This is a genomic window from Gemmiger formicilis (assembly GCF_016901605.1).
Taxonomy (GTDB): Bacteria; Bacillota; Clostridia; order Oscillospirales; family Ruminococcaceae; genus Gemmiger; species Gemmiger formicilis_B.
Map to the genome: position 1 here is coordinate 1 of NZ_JACJKP010000410.1, position 515 is coordinate 515.

1 protein-coding gene is annotated in these 515 nt (G+C 52.4%); it reads left to right on the forward strand.

The window, feature by feature from the left end:
- The coding region (locus H6B10_RS15180; RefSeq protein WP_204652328.1) for an ATP-binding cassette domain-containing protein at positions 1 to 515 on the forward strand (515 nt) is incomplete at both ends.

Genomic DNA, 515 nt, shown 5'->3' on the forward strand with positions numbered 1-515 from the left:
GCTGATTGCCGCCATGGTCGGCCGTTCCTTGGAAAGCCGCTTCCCTCCTGTGGATAATACCCCCGGTGAGCCGATTCTGTCGGTACAGCATCTTTCCACGAAGTATGCCCCCCATCTGCAGGACATCACCTTTGATGTTCGCGAGGGCGAGATTTTCGGCCTATATGGTCTGGTTGGTGCCGGCCGTACCGAACTGTTGGAAACGATCTTCGGTGTACGTACACGTGCAGCAGGACGCGTGTATTTCCGCAACCGTTTGATGAACTTCAACGATGCACACGAAGCCATTGAGCACGGATTTGCACTGATTACCGAGGAACGCAAGGCAAACGGTTTGTTCCTGAAATGCGATTTGACGTTCAATACGACCATTGCCAACCTGAACCAGTACAAGAACGGCATGGCGCTGTCCACCCCTAAGATGGTCAAGGCCACTAATAAAGAGATCAAGATCATGCATACCAAATGCATGGGTCCGGATGATATGATTTCCAGCCTTTCCGGCGGCAATCAGC